This window comes from Endozoicomonas sp. SCSIO W0465, assembly GCF_023716865.1.
In the GTDB taxonomy this organism is placed as follows: domain Bacteria; phylum Pseudomonadota; class Gammaproteobacteria; order Pseudomonadales; family Endozoicomonadaceae; genus Endozoicomonas.
Genome location: NZ_CP092417.1, coordinates 3,824,265 through 3,842,254, shown reverse-complemented (window position 1 = coordinate 3,842,254; position 17,990 = coordinate 3,824,265). Strand labels below are relative to the sequence as shown.

The following is a 17,990-nucleotide window of genomic DNA, read 5'->3' as shown; positions in this document are numbered from 1 at the left end:
CTCCCTAAAGCCAGTAAGGGATTCGATATCGGTATTTTTCAATCATGATTGCCATAACCATAAATCCGATTATCAAGGTACTTGTCATCACAACATAGGAAAATGATGGGCTTGCATGACCTGTAAGCGGGTCCCGGATTGCACTGATCAAATAAGTAAACGGGTTTAACCATATAACCATTGCTTTAAGACCCAGTTGATCTGGTTTGTAGATAACCGGGCTTAGAAAGAACAGGATTGTCATCATTGATGTGATGGCTGGTGAGAGATCTCGATATCTCGCACCTAAAAATCCAAGAATGACTGAGATCCAAATTAAATTTCCAATAACCAGTATAAGTCCCGGAATGATCAAAAAGGTGTTATATCCAAAGTTTGGTGGATATAGACAAAACACAATAAATATAATTAAAAAGTTATGTGCCAGAATAATTAGATTTCTGATGATTGCCACCAGTGGATAAATCAATATCGGGTTTATGGTATTCCGGATAATAGCTGTGTTCACGATAAAACAGTTCGGAGTTTCCATTATACACGACGAAAGAAATTGCCAGATAACCAGGCCTATACATAACGCTGGAATAAAAGTCGATTTGTTTTGATTGAAGAGTATGCTCCAGACATAACCTAAACCTAAGGCGCTGATTGCTGTGGTCATTACCAGCCAAAAGGGACCTATTACTGATCGGGCATAACGTACTTTAATGTCATCCCATGCGAGATTAATAACCAGATTTTTTTTTCGATAGGTTTCAATTAGTTCATGGTAGGCATTTCTGAACATATGACCTCATTTGTTAGGTCTAAGTTTTGGTGAAAACACGAAGTGCTGCATCTTGTTAGGAATCGAATATTTGTGATGTTAAAATCCAAGGCTCTATTTTGATTACGAACTGCTCTACAGTGAAAACTGACTGTAGGTCACGAAAAACAAGGATTGGGCAACATTACCGGACAATATGCTGACAACCTTTGTAGATAAAGGGCTTCAGCAATGTTCAACCCAGTAGCAGTCTGAAATCCTACAAGAGCCAAATCCAATATTCTTTTACAGGAACTCGACTTTAGAGTCTGTATAAAACGATAATTCGGTCAGCTTTTTATAGTGAAGCAAGCCGAAATCAGTGAACTGTTTTTCCAAGTTCGTTATTACTTCCGTTTTTTGCCTAAAAGCCTTTAGTTATGCTGCTTCTGAATTATCCGGTATTAACTGGTCGATCAGATCGCGAAAATTGAACTCATATTTTTGCTTATATCTGTTCCAGCCCTTGCGAATAGAGAACCTCGGAATAATTCCTGAAAGAGCAATTTTCATCATGCCTGCAGTGGTTGTATCCGGGCTTCTCCAGGGTATCCGAGAAATATTCAGACATGCCTGATTTTTACAAACGGTTAATAACTGCAATAATGCATAGCCTGCCATTTTCAAATGCATCCATCGAAGCAGTGTTCGCAATTTCTGCTGCCATAAATGGCAACAGCCAAAAGCATGTTTGAGTTGGTGAAACATTGGCTCTACCGGCCATCTCCGGGAATAGGCACGAAGCACCTCCAGTCCCTCAAGTTCCGGATTGGTCGAGATGAATATTCTGCTTTCGGTCAGACCTTTGTCATTTTCAAAGCGACTCCAGACGACGCGTACTTCACGACCTTTAAGGAATCTGGCGCGACAGATCAGGGTACGATAACGTATTTTGCGAAATTTGCCGTACATCCATACTGTTGCTTTTTCTTCCGGCAGTTTCTTAACCTGTTCTGTCGTCATCTTGATGCCGTACTTTTTTGGGCGCCCTCGCTTCTTTACGGTGGGTGCTGGCGGCAAAGCATAGAGGGCCCGATTTGAAGGTATCTGACCAACAACTTCTATGTTCATTTCCAGAGCTGCTTTATCAGTGTCCAGTTCATATACCAGCAATCGGTTAGCAGGCGTAGCACTCGATCCTTCACTTCATTGCGTACCACCCTGAGCATGGCCACGGCAATTTTCAGTTTGCTGGTGTTACCTGAAGCTGGTGTCGGAAATGAGATCACCGGTATGGCGGTAAATACTTCATCTGCAGCCCGCTCAAATATGATGGCCAGGGAAACCCAACACTGCCCCCAGATGTACGTCGGCCGATTGCGTTTCTTGCTGTGTTGATGATGTGTACGACAAGCAGGGGCTTTGTCGGAAAACCGTTCGATTACCCAGTCATCAAGCCCCAGGACCACAGGTTGATTCTCAGGAGCTTTGGAGCAGACCAGACGGATCAAGTGGCGTGCCAAGTTCTTCCATTGCCACTTGCCCTGAGATAGCCAGTGGTGGTAGCTGCTCCACACACAATGAAAATCAATTGTTAACAACGCCTGTGTAACAAAGCCGTCGGCTGAAAGCATGCAACCGAACAGCAGTTCGCAGAACGTTGGTACTGCAGTTGATGATAGCGCTCCAGCAAGAAAGGTTGTATATGAAGCGAGCTCCCTGAGGATTACTTGATGATCTGAAGTGAGCATGGCAACCATCTCGAATTTCGTCATTGGGGATGGTTGCTTTTAGCAGATTATGCGCCGGAACTATTGTGCTCTTAAAACTCTAAAGTCGAGTACAGGAATCAACCCTATCATTGTTATTATTGTTATTATTGTTATTAAGTAGTTGAGTAATTTCTCAAAAAGTGCTGGAAGCAGGATAATTTCGGTCAGTCGTCTATCCTCTCACCATGGCTTTTCTAGAACACCAGCAGTTACAACCTGAAGATCTACTGAGATTCATCACTCAGCAGCAAGAGCAGATCATTCAGCTCAAAGAGCAGATAGAATTGCTTGAAGCAGAGATTCGTCGTCTAAAAAAACTGCCCGCAAAGCCTGACATCAAACCAAACACCAAACCTCCCGATGATGACACCGGCAGCCCTGATGGAGATCCATCCGCTCCTGAGGGTAACGATGGAGCCAGCCCAGACACCTCGTCAAAGCAGAAGGTTAAGAAGCCCAACGAGAAAACCAGAAAGCAGCGTAAACAGCCCCGAAAGCCATCGGCGGAAAAATCCATACCCATTGCTGCCACTGATGTTCCGGAGGGATCAATCAGGAATGGAACCACCCCTTTTCATGTTCAGGAACTGACAATACAAACATCCAGTATTGAATATCTTTTAGAGCAATGGGTGACACCCGATGGACAAACCATTACGGCCAAACCGCCAGCCAGCCTTCATGGACATCATTACGGGCCAATGCTGCAGGCCTACGTTCTGCACCAGTATCATGGTTGCTCCGTTACCCAGCCAGAACTGCTGGACTGGCTATGGGACATTGGAATCTCTATTTCCAGCGGGGAACTCAGCCAGCTTCTGACGAAAGGACACGAGCAGTTCCATGCTGAGAAAGATGAGCTGTTGACTACAGGTATTCGCTGTTCAAGTTATATCCAGACAGACGACACGGGAACAAGGCATAAGGGGAAGAACGGTTACTGCACCATCATCAATAACGAGTCCTTTGCCTGGTTCGAGAGCACAGACAGCAAAAGCCGGGAAAATTTCGTAAGCCTACTGCACCGCCCATGGTCAACTTACACGTTCACCGACGATGCCTTGATCTATCTGGAAAAACTGGATTACCCCAAAAAGTGGCTACGCGTTCTTAATCCATACAGAGGCGTCACCTTCCTGAGCCATGAAGCCTGGGAAGAATGTATGAAAGACCTGAGACTAACTGGTAGACGGCGCCAGCAGGCCAGTGAAGCCATGATTTATGGCAGCCTGATACAGCATGGAGCAGGACATCTTACCACCTTCAGTGATGGGGCAAGGCAGTTCGACGTTTTCAAACACAGCCAGTGCTGGATACATGCAGAGCGAGGGCTGGCAAAAGTTCATCCGGTCAATGATCAGCAGGCCATGGCTCAGAAATGGCTTCGGACATGGTTCTGGGCCATTTACGATGACCTTAAAGACTTCAAGACAGAGCCAACTGAAAAAAAGGCAATAAAAGTACGACAGGGGTTCCAGGCGCTGATCCAAACCCAAACGTGCAGTGGGCTTCTTCAGGATGCTCTGTCAGGGTTGGCTGTAATCAAGGAAGAGCTATTACTGGTTCTGGATGACCCGAGCTTACCGCTGCACAACAACCTGAGCGAGAGTCAGATACGAGAATATGTTAAACGACGAAAGATCAGTAGTGGGACGCGAAGCGATTTGGGGCGGCAATGTCGCGACACCTTTGCCAGCCTGAAAAAAACGTGTCGCCTGTATGGTCTCTCTTTTTGGGATTATCTGAAAAGCCGACTAATGGGCGATGGGTTATTTCCGAGATTGAGTAACCTGATTGAGGAGGCTTCACGTCATCTTCCGTGTGGTGCTGCCAGCAGTTTTTGAGAAATTACGTAGTTGATAATTTGCTTTCGGATAAATTGACTGAACGATTATTTAGTATTTGCAAACGAAATCATATGACTCTCTCCAAATGAAGCGAACACTCGTTCAACTTCCTTTTCAAATTCCGTGAAACTCTTGATTGACAATAGATTGAGCCATTCATACTTTACTTTCCTCCACAGGATCTCAATCAGATTGAGTTCAGGTGAATATGTTGGAAGAAAGCAGATCAGTAACTTTTTCTCAAGAGTCCAGTCAGCGATTCTGTCACGAAACTTTTTGCTGGTATGAATACTGGCATTGTCCACCATAACTACGGTGTAGCGGTCATTTGAACTGTATTTTTCATCCTCCATTTTCTCTGCGAAGTCGTCAAAGGCTGCAATCACTGTATCACTATTCACAGAGCCCACAACAGGGTAATGAAACAGCTCACAGCTCCGATTCATAAAGCCCAGCACGTTGATGCGCTTACTTTTGACTGATGGAATTCTGAGCTGCTTTCCTTTTTCCTGCCAGCCATATGGCACACAAGGTTCTTGAGTAAATCCGGACTCATCAAAATAAAACAAGTTTATTAACCCTTTGCGCTCAGCTTCCCGGTGTTTGTCAACATAGTTGTCGCCTCAACTTAAGCGGCTTTGCTTAGTTGATCATCAGCAGGTCTGTCGGGATTCAACCAGACTTCATCAGCCAGATCCCAGTTCCTTGTTGACCTCTTTCCCCAGCGCTCTGGGTGACGTTCTTTGGCTTGTTCATAAACCTTTCTGCGGTTAGCCATAAGCACCTTGGTTTCACCACGATGCCTTTGCCCGGGTGTCAGAAATTTCAGCCCACTGTGCTTGTGCTCTTCGTTGTACCATTGGGCAAAACCATGCACCCAGCTACGTGCTGCTTCAAGATCAGCAAATGGCGTGCGCGGATAACCAGGGCGGTATTTCAGGGTTCTGAATATGGCCTCGGAAAAGGGGTTATCATCACTGACCCGGGGACGACTGAATGAGCTCACGACCCCAAGACGCTGCAGTGTTGACAGCATAGTGCCACCCTTCATGGGACTACCATTATCTGAGTGCAGAACCAGTGGCCACTCCAAGGCTGCAATTCCCTGTTTGATACAGGCTTTAGTGATCATTTCTGATGCATGCTCAGCTGATTCGGTTTCATGAATTTCCCATGTAACAATCATACGACTAAAGATGTCTATCACCAGGTACAGGTAATAAAACTGCCCCCGTATCGGAGAGCGCAGATAGGTAATATCCCAGGACCAGACCTGGTTGGGTCCGGTAGCACACCAGGACGTTGGCTTATACCTGTTTGGCTTGGCAGCACTGCCCCGATGATGCTGTTGCCCTGTTTCCTCCAACACCCGGTAAAATGTCCTTTCAGACCCCATATAGAGACCTTCATCTAACAATGTGGGCACAATCTGGCTGGGCGGAAGGCTTTTGAACCGCTCGCTGTTACAGACGTCAACAATCGCCTGTCGCTCAGCTTCAGAAAACTTGTTAACCGGTTCTGGCCTGTCAGCATTTTTGCGATTATCTGCGCGCACGTCATCACCCTGCATCCAGCGTTGTACAGTTCTTTCTGTAAGACCAAGGGCTTTGCAGGCTTTTGACTGACGAGCCCCATCTTTAACTGCCTGTTTAATCAGGCTAACAGCATTTTGTCGATCCGGGAGAGAGACTAATCGTCCTCTGGCGCCCCCCAGATCTCTTGGGCCTTTTTTGTGAGTACCAGCAAGGCAGCAGTTTCTGCTAACGCCTTGTCCTTGCGATTGAGTTCACGCTCAAGCTTTTTGATGGTTTTCTTATCTTTTTTGTGTTCGTCAGACAGCGCCTTACGCTGTTTTGACTGACTTTCAGGCTGGACAGAAACACTGTTAATAAAGGCAGCCTTCCACTGCTGAATTTGTTCAGCAAACAGACCTTTTTTACGACAGTATTCAGCCATTTCTGCTTCATTTAACGCAGCCGTTTCAATGATTACGGCTAACTTGTTTTCAGTTGTCCATTGATCTGGATTCTTTCCGTCGCCCGGCACAGGCACTCCTTTAGATACTGCTTTCTTTCGCCAAGTGTACAGGGTCACATCAGAGATACCAGTCTCACGTACCAACTGCGAAACTGGCACATTATTGGGTGGCATCATCTTCTGAATGATGGACTCTTTGAACTCTTCTGAATAGCGGGCCATTGATTACTCATAGACCGCCCCCTGTTGAGATTTCTAATTTCAGGAGAGGCGACAACTATGCTGACACAGGGGGTTCCTGGGCGTCTTTCAGTGCAGTTTTACAACGCTGGAAATGCTCTTCGTCCCGTTTATGTTTGCACGATTTACGGAGTCTTTTGTAAACCAGTCCTAACTTTTTTACGATGTTGGCCAGAGTAAGTTTTGATGAGGATTTACCGGTCTCATCCTCAATTTTGGATTTTACATACGATAAACGACGAGGCTCTTCTGCTACTAACTCTTTTATGCGTTGCACTTCAGATTCATCATATATGCAAGATCTTCCACCACCATGTTTCTTATACAATGCACGAATACCATAGTCCTCCCAATCATCAATCCATTGGGAAACGGTCTGATATTTAATCTCAAGGATTTCTGCAATTTGCTCAAGGGTAAAGCCTCGATTACTCAATAGAAGACCATGAGCTCTTTCCCTGATACACCTCAGAGGGCCGTAGTGCTTGGCGTATTTCAAAGTTAATACAACAGCTTCATCAGTGATATTGACATACTTCATAGGTTGGGGACGTTTTAGTTCAAGACCCACTTATAATAGATTAAGGATCTCTTTCTTTGTCTGCCTGATAGTACGATCAAAATATCCATAAGCAAACTTTTAACTACTTAAGTTGAGTTCTGTAATTTTTAAGGCAAAAAAACAACGCTACCGCCAATCCTCTTTTTAGCTGTCTCAGGTTTCAGTCATAAAAAGAATAAAAGAAACCCTCGGCATTGGCGCAAGCCAGCCAAACAGCAAAACGCATTTTGTGGCAAAGCGTAAGTCAGATTAACAGTTGAAAGCAGGCAGTTGGTTTATCAGCCACTCTGTGTCTTAAGTCATCTCATTAGCAGTGTTTATTGAAAAGACAGTGTCGTCTCTATTGATGTGAGCAAGCTTAGAAGTGGTATTAAGATTTTGCTAGGGAATGTCGTATAATTTTTAAGAACTTTATTTTATAACGATTATGTATTCACAAACTCGAAGAAGGACGAGGTGTTTTAGCCCGCTCTTTTTGCGGGATAAGAGCAGGCTATAAACGTCGAAGCGTATTTAGTGGGCCGGGATTGGCTGTATTTTTTTCTGCAGCTGTTGCCCAAGCCAGGCAAGCTTCTGCACCGGAATGGGCAACTGCTCTAACTCCAGGCTATCCAGCAGGTTTTTTACCCCAAGCCCCAGTTCAGTGTCACCCTCAATCATCAGGCTTCGCTGAAAGAACAGGGTGTCCGGGTCTTCCTGGCGGCTGGCCAGTTTCAGGAATGATTTGCTGTCGCCCTGGAATTCAACATCATGAATGTCAACGTCAAAGCGTCGTGGCGTGGTAGCGGACAGCTGTCTGCCATCAAAGCTGATATAGAAGCTGACGTTGATATCGGTAATTTGGATTTTCAGACAGCGATCTTCCAGAAAATCAAAATCGCCCTCTTTTACCGGCACGTGGAATATCTGGTTGATCGCTTTGGTCAATGGTTTGTTGACCACGGCGGATGGTAAGAGTTTTACCGGCAGGCCCAGTAACTCAATACCCGGTTTTTTGAATCGCTCCCGCAGGTTAATACCTGGAAGAGGCAGTCTAAAAGATGGCATCAGGCTCAATGACAACTCCTTCTCATATTACTCACTTTTTCCAATTTTTTTATGGTGGCCTGATCAAGGCGGTATAGCTCATCCAGCATGCGCCACTGCAGAGATCCCGGCCCGGGGCAGTCTCTGCTGGCTAACTCCCCTGCAATTCCCAGACAGGCAAGGCCAGATACCGCAGCAGTCAGCGGTGTATCGCAGACAGCAAGAAAGGCACCAATGATGGCAGTTGCCGTACAACCAGTGCCGGTTACTTTGGCCATCATAGGGTGGCCGTTATCGATTTGGCTCTATTTGATTTCCGAACTGCTCTGCAGTGAAAATTGGATGTGGACCACGCAATGTAAGGCTTGAGGGCAAATTGCCGAGCAAAGCTCTGAGAGCCTTTAATGATAAGTGCTTCAGCCAGGTTCAATCTGGGAACAGTCTGTAATCCAATAAGAGCCTTATTCGGTATCCTGAGAACGAGTAGAAAGTCCTGGTGGCAGAGAACTCAGTCGCGGATGTCAGTTAAGTTTGGGCTCTTGCCTGTGTTTAATAACAGGAGTATCGCAAAGCCATAGGTCACAGGCAGAACAAGGGCTGTTCCGAGAATGATCAAGTCCATAATTATTATCCTCAATTTTCTTCCATGCTCGCTACGGGGTCAGCTGGGTGAGCGCACCCGGTGAGTCTCCCAGACTACGCGACTGCGTTGTTAAAAGTCAAAATGCCGATAATTATTACCGGTCAGGATTATAAAAGGAGTGAGTTTGATGCATTTGGCTACCGTTTTTTTTCTTCTGCTGTTTTCTCAGATAGTGAATGCTGATGGCTTGCAGAGTCAGTTGACCCCCGGCGGCATTTTGGTTGGTCATGCATCCCCAGGGAGTCGGATTGTTTATGGCAGTCAGGAAGTCCGGGTAGCGAAAGATGGGCGCTTTATTCTTGGTTTCGGGCGTGATGCAGAGCTTGAGCAGTCCTATACAGAGCACTTTGCCAGTGGCGAACTGAAGACCTTTTATTTAACCCTTAAGCCACGGAAATATGATATTCAGCGATTGACAGGTATTGCCAGAAAATATGTATCGCCGGATGAGCGGGTGTTATCCCGTATCCGCAGAGAAGCTGAGCAGGTGCGTGAAGCCAGGGTGCCTGATACTGATCTGGAGGATTTTTTTAACGGCTTTGGCTGGCCGGTAAAAGGTCGCATCAGTGGCGTCTACGGCAGTCAGCGAGTGTATAACGGTAAACCGGGGCGCCCACACTATGGTCTGGATATTGCCGTACCCACCGGAACACCGGTTGCAGCCCCGGCTGATGGTATTGTGCGACTGGTTGATGCTGATCTTTACTATTCCGGGGGAACCATCATTATTGACCATGGCCACGGCCTTTTTTCCAGTTTTCTTCATCTCAGCAAAGTATCAGTCAAAAATGGCGCGGCCATCAAACGGGGAGACATCATCGGCGAAGTGGGTGCTACCGGGCGGGTTACCGGTGCACACCTGGACTGGCGTTACAACTGGTTTGACCAACGGCTGGACCCTGCTTTGCTAACCACCGGAGATGGTTAGCCGGCTTGGGGCTATTGCTGGCGGAAACTTGTCGCTTTGGTCATTGGTCAGTAGCCTCCTTAAGACAAGTTCCTGTATGCCACTTTTCGGGGTACTGTATAACCACGATACCGTCGATGCACTTTGCAAGGTCATCATCGGATCGGTTTTTTTTAATATACTTTATGATGTCCTTGAGCGAGTTCCCGATATAAGTATTGAGAAAGCCCAAGTGAAAACGTATGGTCTTCTTGTCGGTATAGTCAAATGTACCATCAATAAAAACAAAGTGGTTGCCGTCACTCAGAATGCCTGTGTGGATGTGGTCTCTAATATGGGAACTTTCCACCCTGACGACCTTTAAATCCTCTCGTTTAACGCCTTTTCTGTCGGTTCGATAAATCGACAGCGAATCTGAGACAGTATGTGTTCCGTTAAACAGATTAGTTAACGCACGACACTCAGATGCCTGACTCTCGGCAGATACCGTCTTGAAATTGTTGAATCGATACCGGCAGAATCCGGGGTCATGACAAATTACCTCGGCTACCAGCTTCTGGTCTTGGCGCAGTGCAATGTAATTCTCCCGGTTAATCGAGCTAAAGCGAATAAAATCTGAAAAAGACAGATATTTACTGATATATCGGGTGATATCCGGCACCAGAAAGCGGCTGACACTCCCGTCGGTAGGGCAGGTGATAAGCCATTTGTGGTTAAAAATCGGGCGTTTAGGGTTGTATCTTTCTGAAAATACGTAATCCTTGATTGATTTGAATTCACCAATAGCTGACGCAATTGTTTCTGTCGGTATCACGGGTGTTCCTTTGGGAGGCAATAAGGAATTGTCCCGAAATAATTTCCACATTTTGAACTCGATTTCCGTTCATCCTGAGCTTGTCGAAGGGTGATTGGCACAATACACGAGGCCGGAGTTCACGCCCTTCGACAGGCTCAGGACGAACTAAGTTTTGATATTCAGAAATTGGAAATTATCTCAGGACAGCTCCTAAGTGGATCCATATTTGCTTCGCACTGATCTGCCAAAACTGTCGAGTCGAAATGCGAAATGCACTGCGTTCTTGAGGCACACTTCTATGCTCCTTTATTATGATTGCTCATAGATTAAAAAGTTCCATCTCTTAAATGGGAGCAAGAGGTAAGTTTTTTATGACTGTTGATGGTGTAAACCCAAGTATCCAACCCCCCTTATCTGCAGAAGAGGCGCTTCCGGGCCGCACAGAGAGCATGCCGGTTCCAACCCGGCATTATGTGAATGGGCATCCATTGATACCGCCATTTCCTGATGGCTTGCAGACGATCTATCTTGGCCTTGGCTGTTTCTGGGGAGCTGAGCGGCTGTTCTGGCAACTACCCGGTGTTTATACAACGGCTGTTGGCTATGCCGGCGGTTACACGCCAAATCCGGGTTATGAAGAAGTCTGCACCGGAGCAACCGGACATACAGAAACGGTGATGGTGGTTTATGATCCTGAAAAGGTCACAACACAGGCGTTGCTAAAACGTTTCTGGGAATCCCATGATCCTACCCAGGGAATGAGGCAGGGTAATGATGTAGGTACTCAGTATCGTTCAGCCATTTATACGACCTCAGATGAACAGGCTGGATTGGCTGAAAGCTTAAGGAAAACATTCTCAAAGTCTCTGCGAGAACAGGGGTATTCAGAGGTTACGACAGAAATTCGAGAGGCCCCACCGTTCTATTACGCAGAAGAGTATCATCAGCAATATCTGGCAAAGAATCCCGCCGGTTACTGTGGCTTGCAAGGCACAGGCGTTTGTCTTGGTTAACTTTAGGGATGGACTTATTGATCTGACAAAAGTTGACCAGGAAAAAAACAGGCAACCAAGAGTAGGATCAGGCTGCCTGGACGCAGTTTGCTGAATGGATTGAAACAGGAGCTTCATGAGCAGGCAACAGCGTGTCGCCTGATTCACATAGGATAAGATAGATAGCAGCTGTTGATTCCGCTTTGAGTATTGCTACCTGTTTTACTGCGGCATATACCTAGTGCGGAAAGGCGCTAATGCCCATACAGCCAGACCCCTCGTTCCCATGCTCTGCGTGGGAACGCATACGGATCTGGCAGCATGAGAAAGAGCCACTGCCTGGTAGGGGTTTCGGGGCTCCATGCGAGTATGGTATTTGTGGCGGGATAGGTATGCATTCCCACGCGGAGCATGGGAACGAGATGTCCAGAGTGTCCGCAGGGTTTTGCGACAGCCTCGGGACCGTGGGAACGAGGTGCAACAGGCTGACCGAGAATAGTCTGCCCTACTGCAAAAAAATCACCTAAATGTTGTTTCTGATCAGATCTCTGATAAGGAAGCGGGAAGGGTGAATGGCCTCCAGCAGTTTTGTCGGCATCAATAGACCGTTAGCGTCATCGGTTCCACCGGTGATCATGTTAGCCAGGATTTCGCCGGCAACAGGGCAGGAGATTATCCCCCTGGAGCCATGTCCGGCGGTAACGTAGAGTCCATCCAGATACCCGGGGTGTGCATCAATGGTAAGCTTGCTGTTTTTTCTGAGGGGGGCATACGCTTCAACAAACTGCTTAACGTCAACGATAGGGCCTACCACGGGCAGATAGTCCGGTGTTGTGCAGCGAAAGCCTGTTCGTCCCCCGGTCACTTGTGCATCAGTGCCGCCGAGTGCCTGGTACATGGCTGGAAAATACTCGGCCTGCATGGCCAGGTTTTCCAGATGGTCAGCTTCCCGGATTTCTGTGCCGTTGTCTGTAAAACTGAACGTTGCTCCCAGGGTGTGATCGCCATCGATAGCGGGTGCTATATAGCCTTCTGCGCAGACACAGGACGCCAGCTTCCGGCTTTCGGTGGTTGCCTTCACCAGAGTGATCTGGCCCCGGATGGCTTTTAGAGGCAGGTAGTTTAACGGTGCAAACTGATGGCTGGCCGTTCCCCGGGCAACGATAACGGTTTTACTGAACAACTTGTCATCACTGGTTTTAATCAACCAGTCTTGCTCACGTTTCACAATGTCATTGACTACTGTGTTGGTCATCACCCGGATGTTGGGATGACCGGACAAGGCATGGCAGAGTGCGGGTGGACTCACCCAGCCTGCCTGTGGAAAGTAGAGCCCCGGATAGTGGATTCTCAACCCGGCAATCGTCGCGAGCTGCTCCTTCGTCAGGTACTGCAGGAGTGAGTCCGGGTGCTGACTGTTCAGGGCCTGGTTTCGCTGATCGGTTTTGGCGTCAATGGCTAACTGAATAACACCGCATGGCTGCCACGCTTCAATCGCCAGCGCTTTTAGTGTATCCAGGGTAAATTGATAGCCCTTCAGGATAAATTGGCTGAGCGGGGTATTGTCTGCCGAGAGTTTGGCGTAGAGAACACCTTGTGGATTACCCGATGCTTCGTTGGCCAGGGCCTGATGTTGTTCCAGGATTGTGACCTGCCAGCCCCGGCAAGCCAGCGACCAGGCCGCACTGCAGCCCGCCAGACCACCACCGACGACGATGGCTTTTTGCTCAGGGTCTCTGTGATCAGCAGGCGCAAACCAGGGTTTGGTGACGGGTAAACCGGATGCAGGTATAAGCTGCCCGGCAATCATATCCCGTTTGCGGCCAAAGCCCGGTTGCTTGGTTACCGAGAAGCCCGCCTCCATCAGTCCATCCCGGACCATCCTCGCCGCTGTAAAGGTGGCATAGGTTGCACCATCACGGCTTTTGGCCTTAAGCGTATGGAACAGCTGTGGTTGCCACATGTCGGGGTTTTTGGCCGGAGCAAAGCCGTCAAGAAACCAGGCGTCAATCTTCTTATTGATATGAGGCAGTGTATCGAGTACATCACCAATTAATATATGAAGACTGACGTGTGTGCCTGACGTGCTGTCTGAAAACCGCAGGTCAATTTTTCCCTCACTGAATTGATAGGCGCTGATCAGTTTGCTGGCCAGAGGTTTCAGCTCCTCAAACCCATTGAGTGCTTTTTTCAGGTCATCCTGCCGGAGTGGATACTTCTCCGTACTGATAAACAACAGAGAGCTATTATCAGGGGCATTGTCCAGAAAGAGCTGCCAGGCACAGAGAAAGTTCAGACCAGTGCCAAAACCGGTTTCACCAATAGTGAACGTTGTTCCGGGCTTCAGTTCACGAAACCGTCTAGGGAGATGATTATGTTCCAGGAAAACATGCCGTGATTCGGCAATACCCGAGGCCCGGGAAAAGTAGACATCATTAAACCGGGTGGAGATTGGCAGGTCATTCTCCCACAGGATGTCAGCAGTGCTGGTTTGACACGTTTCTACGTGGTTTGGCTGGCGATTAGACACGGTTTTCTATTTCAATATTCAGTATCAGGCGATTAACGTTGCAAGCATAGTAAGTGCCAGTTATCGGGTAAAGTGGTATGTACTAGTGCCAAGTAGCTTATTGCACTATCGCTTCAACATCATTGTTTGATTTGAAAAAACGCGGTTAACCTTGAATGTACAAGCCCAGTACTGCTGGTTAATAGTAATTCACTAAGCTTATCTGTCACAGCCTGAATGTTCCGCTGGTTGTCAGCCGACGATTCCTGAAGGGGGCCAGAGGTATCATTGGATTCTCCAACCGGTTCACCAGCATACCGGCTTGGTGTATTGCTGTCCGGTCTGAAAACCTGATTTTGACAATAATTCATTAATTCCAAAAGACATCTCGCATTTCGGTTCCGGAAGGGCTCCGTCTGGTCATCGAAGAAATTCACCGGAAGCAGTTTTCTATTGTGTGATTTCTTGGCAACTTCTTTCATGACGGTCACAAGGGGGTCATCAATGTATATCGACCTGCATTGCGTTTGACCTAATGCCTCTACCAGACTGGATAGATCAATGTTGTATTGACGGCCATAGGCTTCAAGCTGGGGAATGTATTTTTTTGAGATGGTAGCACCGGGAATATCCTGGTAAAGCAGTTTGGAAAAATTCAGATTGCCACTAACAGGGTACTCAAAATCCATATCTTCCTTTAAGCCTGACTCGTTGTTATTCACAAATGTATTAATGGCTTTTTTAGCGTCCCATCTGCCGCTATGCTCAGCAGCAGATAACAACTTTTGGATAAAGGTTTTTCTGACCACTGCAGGCAACAATTGTTCACAGTCTTTTAATGCCTCCCCGGATTTAGCCTTGTCATCAGGGCTCTTTTGGCGTGACTCCTGATATTCGGACTTGATCCTTTGTTCAAGGAAGTTCATGCAGATCACGACGGTCAATTGACTTAGCTTTGAATAGGGTTGTTGCAGAGGAAGTACCAAATTGGATTGTCTCTTGACAAAATCATATTCGGCCCTGACCAATGAACGCATTGATTGCGCCAGATGCTGGAGGTTTCGGTTGCTGCTTTCTTTTGCCAGTAACTCAGGGTCAAGAACTTCTCTGAATATCCAGGGGAATAGACAGTTTACTGCGCGTCTTTCTCTGAAACCGCTTAGTGTATCAGCCAGTTCAGTAAAGTCAGTATGGTAGGCCTGATCCAGACTGAATAAGCAATTCTTCAGGGTTGCAGGGATGTCACTGTCTCGAACCGTCAGGCCCGGGGTGCAGGCAACCGGAGTATAAGCAGGGGGAGGGCAAGCGTAATCAGGGCGCAGTGGGTCGTGCCGCGAATAAGGGGGTGGTGCGGGCATATTTGCAGAGCCAGCACCGACGTTGACGCTATGCCCTGCAAATCCCGCGTTTGCAGGGAGGTCCTGATGTGCCGGCTCCGGCTGATGTTGCTCTGGATCTAAGGTGCCCGGGGAAAGTGATTGCTTGTTGATACTGTCCATAACGTGCTCTTATAAGATGTGGCTCTTGTAGGATTTCAGACTGCTACTGGGTTGAACATTGCTGAAGCCCTTTATCTACAAAGGTTGTCAGCATATTGTCCGGTAATGTTGCTCAATCCTTGTTTTTCGTGACCTACAGTCAGTTTTCACTGTAGAGCAGTTCGTAATCAAAATAGAGCCTAAGATGTTTATACAATGACTAATAGAAATTGTGGACCCATACCATTGGTAGAATTTATCCGTTCGATAGAGGACTGCAGGCAAAGGTAAGCAGCATTGCTTTTGATTCGTCCCGATCGTCTTGGACCACAGCACAGCTTATTGGTTCCCGCTGTGCTTGATACCGGCATAAGCGGGAAATATTTAATTCGGCAGGGTTGGGAATCGAAAGGTTTGATCGGGATGTTCCCCGGGAAAAACCCGGAGTGTAACCGGCATCAGAAAATGTCTGAAGTTGTTACTAGCTTCATGCGGGTAGAGACGGCATGCAGGGCGATCAAATGCAGTAATTCTGTGACCGTCGTACATAAGTCGCTAATGATCGCCACCTCATACTTCTCCGCTGCTTTTGATATGGCAGTATGGGTAACACAGTTCTGGGTCATCATGCCGCAGACCAGTAATTTGTTGATGTTGTGCTCACAGAGCACCTGTTCCAGTTGAGTTTGATAAAAACCGTCGGCATAGTGTTTTATAACCACTGGCGCATCGGGGGCCGCAGCCTTGATATCGGCAACAATATCTGCCCCGTGCGTGCCTTCGTTAAAGAAAGGTGAGAGTCCCTGGGCAGGATCGGCAATATGTTGAATATGGACAGGCAGGATGCCCTTGGCTTTCGCCTGGCTAATAGCTGTAACAATACGCTCTTTCACTTCTTCAGCATGCCAGAGGGGATAGGCACCTTCAGGAAAATAATCGTACTGAAGATCAATAAGCAGCAGTGCGGTATCACTCATGAGAAAGACTCCGGTATGGCGGTATGACGGTATAGAGTGCTGTTTTGCGATTAGAGGTAGTCTTTAAACCAGCGGGCAGCTTGTTTAACAGAAAGGTTTACTTCGGCTGGCTGATCGTAAAAACAGAACTGATGCATCGGGGATTCCAGATCGGTAGTTACCCAGAAAAGCTGTTTATTTTTTGAATTGGCCCGATTGAAGTATTGTCGGGTATAGAGGGGCAGCACGGCGCCATCGGAATGAACCATCAACAGCGGCACGTTCAGATTCGGGGCGGATGGCATCGGGTCAAGGGTTAGCCAGTCCTCCCAGCTCATGACGGCAAATTTATCGGCGCTCCAGTTAGGAACGGCACCTCGCTCCGGGTTAAGGTAGTAATCGTAAGGACCATACATGGCAGCACCGGAATCGGTCTCAGAGACGCTGGGAATATACGCTACTGCACCCGTTTCGGCGTATTGTCGTTTTGCCGCACGGGCGGCAGAAATTTTGGCACTAACACCCTCTTCGCCCCCATAAATCAGTTTGACCGCTTCGGCATCCTGCAGCCAGGAGGCGACAGTGACTACCGCCTTGATACGAGGGTCTTCCGAGGTGGCCATCAGGGTATACATGGAGCCGGCACAGATGCCCAGAGCTCCTATACGTGCTGCGTCCACTTCGTTACGACTCTGCAACCAGCTGATGGCATTTTTGATGTCGAGCACTTTCTGGCTCGGGTGCTCATAAAAACGGGGTTCGCCTTCACTTTCACCAAAATTACTGAAGTCAAAAGCCAGACAGATAAACCCGTGTTCAGCAAGGCGCTGTGCATAGAGACCGGCCATTTGTTCCTTAACCGTGGTCCAGCTCCCGGAAACGACAACGGTTGAGTATTTTTGAGCAGGGTCATAACCGGGTGGGTGAAAGAGGTTGCCGACCAGGTGGTTACCATCGCTGTCAAAAGAAATACGTTCCATAAACACCTCACTGGTTACTCTGGCTGGCAATATCCTGCAGGAAGGAAAGATTGCCTTTCTGACCATGCACGATCAAGGTCATTTCGGTAATTTTCCAAGCTGTGTCAATGTGTTCCAGCGCATGCAGGTAGCGGCCATAGCAGTCCCAGCCTGCGATACCTTCAGCCTGATGACAGGCATAGACATGGCATTCACTCTCAGCCCTGTCACCGGTCATAGTGACTTCAAAGTTGGATACCATATGGTGGGTAGAAACGGAATCAAGCAGCTTCTGCCACCCGCCGACCAGATCTGATGAGCGGACGTTTGATCCGGGCTGGCTGTTAAGACTGGAGTAATCAACAAGGACGGTATCCGTAAACAGTTCTCTGGCCACGGACCACTGCTTCCGGTCAATAGCGTTAACCATACAGGTGATGATCTGTTCCGGTTGCAACTGGCATATACTGTCAACCGTATCGTTCACAACATACCTCCTGAAGCGTTCAAGTAAACGACGAAAACCATATTAAAGGAAGCACCCTCAAGGATGATCTGTGGGAGATTATAGTCTATATGGG

The 17,990-nt window shown here is 47.6% G+C and carries 16 protein-coding genes and 1 pseudogene; 3 read left to right on the top strand and 14 right to left on the bottom strand.

Annotation, left to right across the window (positions count from 1 at the left end):
* Positions 1 to 4 precede the first annotated feature (4 nt).
* From MJO57_RS17240 to MJO57_RS17230, 3 genes are all read right to left on the bottom strand, one after another.
* Positions 5 to 787: an ABC transporter permease gene (locus MJO57_RS17240; protein ID WP_252017473.1), complete on the bottom strand. Its 783-nt coding sequence runs from the start codon at positions 785 to 787 to the stop codon at positions 5 to 7.
* Positions 788 to 1,183: 396 nt separating this feature from the next.
* Complete coding sequence (locus MJO57_RS17235) at positions 1,184 to 1,876, bottom strand: hypothetical protein (protein ID WP_252017472.1); 693 nt, start codon at positions 1,874 to 1,876, stop codon at positions 1,184 to 1,186.
* Positions 1,873 to 2,520, bottom strand: a complete 648-nt coding sequence (locus MJO57_RS17230; RefSeq protein WP_252017471.1) for a transposase — start codon at positions 2,518 to 2,520, stop codon at positions 1,873 to 1,875. The genes MJO57_RS17235 and MJO57_RS17230 overlap by 4 nt, the downstream gene beginning before the upstream one ends.
* Before the next feature lie 182 nt (positions 2,521 to 2,702).
* Between MJO57_RS17230 and MJO57_RS17225 the strand changes: the two genes are divergently transcribed.
* A complete protein-coding gene (locus MJO57_RS17225) occupies positions 2,703 to 4,361 on the top strand; it encodes a transposase (protein WP_252017470.1) in 1,659 nt (552 codons plus the stop codon).
* A gap of 47 nt (positions 4,362 to 4,408) precedes the next feature.
* Here the strand turns inward: MJO57_RS17225 and MJO57_RS17220 are convergent.
* The 5 genes and pseudogenes from MJO57_RS17220 to MJO57_RS17200 all read right to left on the bottom strand — a co-directional run.
* Positions 4,409 to 4,957, bottom strand: a pseudogene (locus MJO57_RS17220) (IS630 family transposase); the annotation flags it as partial.
* 35 nt (positions 4,958 to 4,992) lie between these two features.
* Positions 4,993 to 6,563, bottom strand: a protein-coding gene (locus tag MJO57_RS17215; RefSeq protein WP_252017319.1) for an IS3 family transposase whose coding sequence is annotated in 2 segments (ribosomal slippage) — positions 4,993 to 6,089 and positions 6,089 to 6,563 — 1,572 coding nt in all. Because the reading frame shifts where the segments join, the coding sequence is not laid out codon by codon here.
* Positions 6,564 to 6,618: 55 nt separating this feature from the next.
* Positions 6,619 to 7,152, bottom strand: a complete 534-nt coding sequence (locus MJO57_RS17210; protein ID WP_252017468.1) for a helix-turn-helix domain-containing protein — start codon at positions 7,150 to 7,152, stop codon at positions 6,619 to 6,621.
* A 504-nt stretch (positions 7,153 to 7,656) separates the two neighbouring features.
* Positions 7,657 to 8,190, bottom strand: a complete 534-nt coding sequence (locus MJO57_RS17205) for an SCP2 domain-containing protein (RefSeq protein ID WP_252017467.1) — start codon at positions 8,188 to 8,190, stop codon at positions 7,657 to 7,659.
* A gap of 5 nt (positions 8,191 to 8,195) precedes the next feature.
* Positions 8,196 to 8,468 (bottom strand): hydroxyethylthiazole kinase, encoded by a 273-nt coding sequence (locus MJO57_RS17200; RefSeq protein WP_256493354.1) that lies wholly within the window; start codon positions 8,466 to 8,468, stop codon positions 8,196 to 8,198.
* 471 nt (positions 8,469 to 8,939) lie between these two features.
* Between MJO57_RS17200 and MJO57_RS17195 the strand changes: the two genes are divergently transcribed.
* On the top strand, positions 8,940 to 9,740 hold the full coding sequence (locus tag MJO57_RS17195) for a M23 family metallopeptidase (protein ID WP_252017465.1): 801 nt from the start codon (positions 8,940 to 8,942) through the stop codon (positions 9,738 to 9,740).
* A gap of 40 nt (positions 9,741 to 9,780) precedes the next feature.
* On the opposite strand, the gene MJO57_RS17190 is transcribed toward MJO57_RS17195, so the two are convergent.
* The gene (locus MJO57_RS17190) at positions 9,781 to 10,533 is read right to left on the bottom strand and encodes a hypothetical protein (RefSeq protein ID WP_252017464.1); all 753 of its coding nucleotides are present in this window, start codon (positions 10,531 to 10,533) and stop codon (positions 9,781 to 9,783) included.
* Positions 10,534 to 10,964: 431 nt separating this feature from the next.
* Here MJO57_RS17190 and msrA point away from each other — a divergent pair, with 431 nt between their 5' ends.
* Positions 10,965 to 11,528, top strand: a complete 564-nt coding sequence (msrA, locus tag MJO57_RS17185; RefSeq protein WP_252017463.1) for a peptide-methionine (S)-S-oxide reductase MsrA — start codon at positions 10,965 to 10,967, stop codon at positions 11,526 to 11,528.
* 502 nt (positions 11,529 to 12,030) lie between these two features.
* On the opposite strand, the gene mnmC is transcribed toward msrA, so the two are convergent.
* The 5 genes from mnmC to MJO57_RS17160 all read right to left on the bottom strand — a co-directional run bounded on the left by mnmC (position 12,031) and on the right by MJO57_RS17160 (position 17,896).
* Complete coding sequence (mnmC, locus tag MJO57_RS17180) at positions 12,031 to 14,037, bottom strand: bifunctional tRNA (5-methylaminomethyl-2-thiouridine)(34)-methyltransferase MnmD/FAD-dependent 5-carboxymethylaminomethyl-2-thiouridine(34) oxidoreductase MnmC (RefSeq protein ID WP_252017462.1); 2,007 nt, start codon at positions 14,035 to 14,037, stop codon at positions 12,031 to 12,033.
* 119 nt (positions 14,038 to 14,156) lie between these two features.
* Positions 14,157 to 15,515 carry a hypothetical protein gene (locus tag MJO57_RS17175; RefSeq protein WP_252017461.1) on the bottom strand — a complete coding sequence of 453 codons (1,359 nt, stop codon included), beginning with the start codon at positions 15,513 to 15,515 and terminating at the stop codon, positions 14,157 to 14,159.
* A 437-nt stretch (positions 15,516 to 15,952) separates the two neighbouring features.
* Positions 15,953 to 16,471, bottom strand: a complete 519-nt coding sequence (locus tag MJO57_RS17170; RefSeq protein ID WP_252017460.1) for a cysteine hydrolase family protein — start codon at positions 16,469 to 16,471, stop codon at positions 15,953 to 15,955.
* A gap of 50 nt (positions 16,472 to 16,521) precedes the next feature.
* Positions 16,522 to 17,430 carry an alpha/beta hydrolase gene (locus MJO57_RS17165; RefSeq protein WP_252017459.1) on the bottom strand — a complete coding sequence of 303 codons (909 nt, stop codon included), beginning with the start codon at positions 17,428 to 17,430 and terminating at the stop codon, positions 16,522 to 16,524.
* Between the two features lie 7 nt (positions 17,431 to 17,437).
* Positions 17,438 to 17,896 (bottom strand): nuclear transport factor 2 family protein, encoded by a 459-nt coding sequence (locus tag MJO57_RS17160; RefSeq protein ID WP_252017458.1) that lies wholly within the window; start codon positions 17,894 to 17,896, stop codon positions 17,438 to 17,440.
* Between the last annotated feature and the right edge of the window lie 94 nt (positions 17,897 to 17,990).

Bases quoted from the DNA above. Each gene is read 5' to 3' on its own strand.
- MJO57_RS17240 (WP_252017473.1), bottom strand. From the start codon at position 787: ATGTTCAGAAATGCCTACCATGAACTAATTGAAACCTATCGAAAAAAA.
- MJO57_RS17235 (WP_252017472.1), bottom strand. From the start codon at position 1,876: ATGAACATAGAAGTTGTTGGTCAGATACCTTCAAATCGGGCCCTCTAT.
- MJO57_RS17230 (WP_252017471.1), bottom strand. From the start codon at position 2,520: ATGACGAAATTCGAGATGGTTGCCATGCTCACTTCAGATCATCAAGTA.
- MJO57_RS17225 (WP_252017470.1), top strand. From the start codon at position 2,703: ATGGCTTTTCTAGAACACCAGCAGTTACAACCTGAAGATCTACTGAGA.
- MJO57_RS17205 (WP_252017467.1), bottom strand. From the start codon at position 8,190: ATGCCATCTTTTAGACTGCCTCTTCCAGGTATTAACCTGCGGGAGCGA.
- MJO57_RS17195 (WP_252017465.1), top strand. From the start codon at position 8,940: ATGCATTTGGCTACCGTTTTTTTTCTTCTGCTGTTTTCTCAGATAGTG.
- msrA (WP_252017463.1), top strand. From the start codon at position 10,965: ATGCCGGTTCCAACCCGGCATTATGTGAATGGGCATCCATTGATACCG.
- MJO57_RS17175 (WP_252017461.1), bottom strand. From the start codon at position 15,515: ATGGACAGTATCAACAAGCAATCACTTTCCCCGGGCACCTTAGATCCA.
- MJO57_RS17170 (WP_252017460.1), bottom strand. From the start codon at position 16,471: ATGAGTGATACCGCACTGCTGCTTATTGATCTTCAGTACGATTATTTT.
- MJO57_RS17165 (WP_252017459.1), bottom strand. From the start codon at position 17,430: ATGGAACGTATTTCTTTTGACAGCGATGGTAACCACCTGGTCGGCAAC.